Below are 5,343 nucleotides of genomic sequence, written 5' to 3' on the forward strand. Positions count from 1 at the left end.
GCCCGAATCCACGCCTCCAACGTCCTTTTCTGTTCTGCAGTCATCGGCAAAACGTCGGCTGGTTTCCACATGAAACGGACTGTACCATAACCAGTCCTTATTGTAAAGATATTATTGTTACACTACACTAGTCGGCTTCCATCTCAACCGCGGGCCGGATGCGGCCGCGGAGTTCGTGTCTGCGGCACAGCTCGCCGATCTCTTCTACCGGCCCGATCTCGTGACCGCTTATCTGGACGGCAACGAGAAGGCGATCGCCGAGGCCAAGGAGAAGGGTGCGCTGGCCCGCTTCCGGACCCGTGATCTCGGTGCCGTCATCGCGAGCGGCCTCGCGCCCAAGCTGGAGTTGCTCGCGCCCGCGGAGCCGCTGGGCAACGGGCGCGACTTCCGGCTGCGGTTCCGGGTGAACGATCGGGGCGGGGGCGTCGGCCGGGTCGAGTACCGCGTGAACGGCGCCGTGATCGAGCCCGCCAAGGCGCGCCTGCCGGAAGCAGGGGGGCCGCAAGGGATCTTCAGCCAGGAATTCACTCTGGCTCCGGGCGGGAACGAGATCGAGGCCGTCGTGTACAACGAGAACGGCGCGGTCCGCTCGCCCGCCGTGCGCGCCCAGATCCAGGTGAGCGGCCCACAGGTCGAGCGGCCCGTGCTGCACATCCTAGCCGTCGGCATCGACAAGTACCGGGATTCGGCCCTTACGCTCCAGCACGCCGCGGGTGACGCCAGGGACTTCGCCGACACCCTGGTCCGGCAAGGACAGGGGCTCTTCACGCCCGGCATCGTCATCGTCTTGCCGGACGAGCAGGCGACGCGCAAGGGCATCGAGGCGGCCTTCGATCGCCTCTCCGCACGGGTTCAGCCCAGCGATGTCTTCGTGCTTTATCTCGCCGGGCACGGCCGGAGCTTCGACGGGCGTTATCACTTCCTGCCCTCGGAAACCGTCTACGAGAACGAGGAGGCCCTGCGCCGCCAGGGTTTGTCCGAGGACTATCTGAAGGCGCTGCTGCCGAAGATCCGCGCACAGAAGAGCGTCTTGGTCCTCGATACCTGCCATGCGGGCGCAGCCCTGAACCTGGCCCTGGCCATGACCCGCGGTCCGGATATCAAGGACGCCCTCTCGCGCCTCATGCGCGCGACCGGGCGGGCGGTCCTGGCCGCAACCAGCGACAGAGACGTGGCCTTCGAGGGTTACCCGGGATCATGGGGTCTTCACTTATGCAGTGCTGGAAGGACTGCGCGGCGCGGCGGACCGGCCCGAGCGCGACGGACCGCGCGACCGGGTGATCACCATAGACGAGCTGAGCGACTACGTGCACCAAGAGGTGCCCCGCCTGACGCTCGACAAGTTTCATAAAGAGATCTTCCCCATGCGCAGCGTCGAGGGGCATTCGTTCCCGATCGGCGGCTACTAGCTAGCCGCGCATGGACCGGCGCGCGGGCGGCTTGCGAGACCGCCGGGGGACCGGGCGGACCGGCGCGCCCGCCCGGGCGGAGGACATCGCGCGGGCGGTGCTGAGTGCGCTGGCGGACTGGCAGTCGTCCGCCCGGCCACCCGAGGCGTTGTGGAAGCGGGCGTTCAAGTTTCTGTCCGAGCATTGGCCGATGCTCACGGTCCTCGTGACGCTCGTGACCGCGGCCGGGGCGATGTTCTTGGAGGGTTTCTCCCCCCGCTATCCCTTCAGGGCGCTCGCCTTCAACGAGAAAGAACTGGCCCACCGAGAGCTGGAGTTCAAGGAGCAGCAGGAGGCGTTCGAGCGTGCGGCGCAAGAGCGCGGGCTCAAGGCCACGCTGGCCCAAGACAGCGTGCGGCTCGCAAAGTCCTTCCTCGATGTCGGCCAGATCGAGGAGGCCAAGCGCGCCTACGAGAAGGCGCTAGAGCTCGACCCGCTGCACCTCGAGGCCCGGCACGGGCGCTTCAAGACCGAGGTCTACGGCATGGCCGCGGCGGGTCAGCACGACCCCGAGATCATCAGGAAGCGCCTCGAATCGCTGCTCGCGATCGATGCGAAGGACCCCCACGCGCTGAGCATGCTCGGGAACTTGTACGCGCGGGCCGGCCTCGGCCGCGAGGAGGCGATCGGCAAGTACCGGCAAGCCATCGCCATCGACCCCACCGTGGCCGAGGCCCACTTCGGCCTCGCGACGCTCTACCTCAAGGATGAGGACCTCGCGGAGGCACAGGGGCCGATCGAGGAGGCCGTGCAACTCTCGCCCTGGAATCCGCGCTACCTCGAGACCCTGGCCTACGTGCGTGATCGGAGAGGCAATGTCCGCGAGGCGCTCGAACTCTATCAGCGCGCGATCAACTTGGACGGCCAGTACCTCTCGCCGTACTTCGAGATCGCTGCCCTCCAGCGCCGGCAGGGCTACCTCGAAGGCGCGCTCGCGACCGGCCAACGGCTCGCCGCGCTCTTGGACGACCCGAAGATCAGCGCCCTGCCCAAGAACCAGGAGGCGCTCTACTCCCTGGTCGAGGAACGACCGGTATATCTCCGCCAGCCTGAGGCAAAGCGGTGCTATGCCTACTGGACCGTCTCTGCCACCGCCTACCTCTTACAGCAACCGGAGGTCGCTCGTGACGCTGCCGCGCGGGCCCGCGCGTTGAGTATCCCAAACCACCTGGAGTAGTCCGGCTCCTCAAGAGCGATCTGCGGCGCCTCAAGGAGGAAAAACCCGAGCTCGGCGAAACAATCGACGGGTACCTCGCGGAGCATGTCGAGGGCGCGGCCAGGTAGCGTGCGCTATGCGCTGCGGTGAGGCTAAACGGCGCGCAACGGCGGGCCCTACCTTGCTCGCACCCTGAGCGGCTTGTGGGTCTGTGGACAACCTCCCTGTTGTCCACAGCCCTGTAATCCGTTCAGGCTCAAAAAAAGACCGCCCATGAGACGGTGCTGATACAAAAAGTGTAACCCATGTCTCCGGACTTTTTGCTACCTATCTCCCCGACCGTTCCGATGATCTTACCTCTTTAGCGTCACTAGAGACTGCACCGCCCGCTCTACAGTAGGCCATGCAGTTGAGCTCGGCGCAATCACTTCGAAATGCCCCGCATCTTCTATCTCTATCATTTCGATCTCGTCGCCGGCCAGTTGTGCTGCGGCCTCGTATTCCTTGCCGTATTTTGGCGGTACTAATAAATCTTTTGTACCTGTAATCAATATCTGTTTGACCCCGAGCGGCAGCAATTCAGTGGGCGAAGCATCGTGATACCTTTGCGGCAATTCACTTGGCAGCCCGCCTACAAGTTTAGTAATCGGAACATCGCCGCATACCTGCTTCTGGTGCGCCGACGGAAAGCTGCGTAGGTTTGCGGGCCCTGCTAGATTGACCGCACCTCGGATGCGTAATGGTTTCTCAACGAGGAGAGGACTGTTCTTAGGAAGGCGATGTCGAGCTGCAAGCCATAATGCCAGATGTCCGCCCGCGGAATGGCCGATGGCTATAACTTGCGTCAGATCAAGTTCATATATCTTCGCTATTGTTTTCAGGTGATCTGCCGCGGCTGCAACGTCATTAAATGTGCCCGGCCATCCTCCACCTGTATTGTCGACTCGGCGGTATTCGATATTCCAGGTTGCAATGCCGGCATGTCTGAGCGCATCGCACAGTGGAGCCGTGTTCTGTAGATCGGCAAACTTCATCCAACAACCACCGTGAATCACGACTGCAATGGGGAAGGGGCCTTTTCCTTTTGGTAAGCGCAGATCGGCAAATTGGACAGCGTCGCTGCCGTAACGAATCCTGTGGTCAGCGGGGGCCGCAGGCAGTTTATTGACATCCTGTGGCTTTAAGAGCTGGGCGGAAGGTGCTGGGCAATTAAGGCACAAAATAGCCAGAAGAGCCATTTGTATCCACGCTCGTTTTAGATTCATCTCCTTCCTCTTGCGGGAATATATCTGCGACAGAGCACGATTATTCTGTGTCCGCCGAACCGGAAGCGGTAGCCATTTGACCCCGCAGGACAGGACACAGGCCTCACAGCGACACCGCCTCGGCGCGTTCCCATAAGTGACGCCGACACCGGAATACCGGCCGCCCGAACGCCACCGTCGGCTCCGGATCGTGGTGCCAGCTCGCTTGCTGTTGCGCGAGGAATCCCTCGATCTCGCGGTCGACCGCCTCGGCACGCGAGCCCGGGCCCATCCAATCCGGGCCGTCGATCCGGCGCCACTCGGCGCGAGGCAAGGTGCCCGCGAGTAGCTGAGCGATGCGTTCGGTGGCGGCGCGCGTGCGGTTGCCGGTCAGGAGCCGTACCGGTACGTCGATCCGGGCGAACCCGGCGAGCGGCGTCCGATCCGCGACTTGCGCGTCAAGCTGCGCGCATAGCTCCGGCATGCGCCAAGCGATGGCCGCCCGCTCCTGGGTGGAAAGGCCCTGCCATGCGTCCGGGCCCGAGCGGTGGTCCACATAACGCAGAGCGGCCCGGAACCAATCGCCCGCCTCGACATAGCGCCCGAGCACGCGCCGCAGGACCGCGATGTCCAGGGCGGCAACCCGGGACTCCGGGTCCCCGAGCAGGAGCCCGAAGAGCGTCGGCTCGTACAGCACGAGTCCCCCGATGCGCTCGCGGCGCCGGTGCGCCAGCTTCAGGGCCACCGCCGCCCCATAGTCATGGCCCACGAGGTACACCGGGCCGGGAAAGGCATCGAGCAGGGGCTCAATCAGCGCCGTCTCGGCATCCAGGGACAGTGGCTGGTGCGCACCCGAGGCGCGGCCCGCGGCATAAGCGTGGAGCTCGGGCGCCAGCACGCGGTAGCGGACGCGCAGGCGCTCGGCGAGCGGCCTCCATTGGTCCGGCGTGCCGACAGCGGTGTGTAGGCTGATCACCGTGGAACGTTCGCCCGCCGCCCGGACAGGTCGTTGTGACCAAAGTGTGTTCATGATGGATCTCCTCGCTTTCACGAATCGGGTTCTTCCCGCCCTCGCCGGGCGATCCGACCGGGCAGTCAGCGAGCGTTTGTATCAGGCCGATTTCACGCCGGGGGGAGTCCGCACTGGTTCAGGCAAGGCCGGCGGGTAGCTGTACACACCGAGACCGCGTTCCATGATCGCATCGACGAATGTCTCGAAAGAGAACCATGCAGCACGCTTCAACCGTTTGATGATGTTCATCGTCATGTCCTCCCCGTTGATCTTCCTATAACGCTTACTGTCCCCTCATGTACGGTCTTTTCTCCCTCTCCCTCTGGGCTGTAGCTTGCCCATAACATGTGCTGGACTCAGCGCCCGCCGTGTCGTAGACTCGCGGCATGGTTACGATGGGCGGACGCACGTTCTCGCAGGAGATCCTGACTCGGATCGCCGAGGCCGTGTCGGCAGAGCCGGAGATCTCGCGACGGCAGCTGT

5 protein-coding genes are annotated in these 5,343 nt (G+C 64.0%); 2 read left to right on the forward strand and 3 right to left on the reverse strand.

Going from position 1 to position 5,343, the window contains the following annotated elements; translation table 11 throughout:
- The first annotated feature begins 175 nt into the window (after positions 1 to 175).
- The gene (locus M3461_21335) at positions 176 to 1,351 is read left to right on the forward strand and encodes a caspase family protein (GenBank protein MDQ3776708.1); all 1,176 of its coding nucleotides are present in this window, start codon (positions 176 to 178) and stop codon (positions 1,349 to 1,351) included.
- A 68-nt stretch (positions 1,352 to 1,419) separates the two neighbouring features.
- Entirely contained in the window at positions 1,420 to 2,625 is a 1,206-nt protein-coding gene (locus M3461_21340; protein ID MDQ3776709.1) for a tetratricopeptide repeat protein, read from the forward strand.
- Between the two features lie 332 nt (positions 2,626 to 2,957).
- Here M3461_21340 and M3461_21345 read toward each other — a convergent pair whose 3' ends face one another.
- From M3461_21345 to M3461_21355, 3 genes are all read right to left on the reverse strand, one after another.
- Positions 2,958 to 3,869 (reverse strand): alpha/beta hydrolase, encoded by a 912-nt coding sequence (locus tag M3461_21345; GenBank protein ID MDQ3776710.1) that lies wholly within the window; start codon positions 3,867 to 3,869, stop codon positions 2,958 to 2,960.
- A 103-nt stretch (positions 3,870 to 3,972) separates the two neighbouring features.
- A complete protein-coding gene (locus M3461_21350; GenBank protein MDQ3776711.1) occupies positions 3,973 to 4,878 on the reverse strand; it encodes an alpha/beta hydrolase in 906 nt (301 codons plus the stop codon).
- Positions 4,879 to 4,959: 81 nt separating this feature from the next.
- On the reverse strand, positions 4,960 to 5,109 hold the full coding sequence (locus tag M3461_21355; GenBank protein MDQ3776712.1) for a hypothetical protein: 150 nt from the start codon (positions 5,107 to 5,109) through the stop codon (positions 4,960 to 4,962).
- Positions 5,110 to 5,343 lie beyond the last annotated feature (234 nt).

This window comes from Pseudomonadota bacterium (genome assembly GCA_030860485.1).
Taxonomy (GTDB): Bacteria; Pseudomonadota; Gammaproteobacteria; order JACCXJ01; family JACCXJ01; genus JACCXJ01.

Coding starts and splice junctions, on each gene's coding strand:
- M3461_21340 (MDQ3776709.1), top strand. CDS start 1,420: ATGGACCGGCGCGCGGGCGGCTTGCGAGACCGCCGGGGGACCGGGCGG.
- M3461_21345 (MDQ3776710.1), bottom strand. CDS start 3,869: ATGAATCTAAAACGAGCGTGGATACAAATGGCTCTTCTGGCTATTTTG.
- M3461_21350 (MDQ3776711.1), bottom strand. CDS start 4,878: ATGAACACACTTTGGTCACAACGACCTGTCCGGGCGGCGGGCGAACGT.
- M3461_21355 (MDQ3776712.1), bottom strand. CDS start 5,109: ATGAACATCATCAAACGGTTGAAGCGTGCTGCATGGTTCTCTTTCGAG.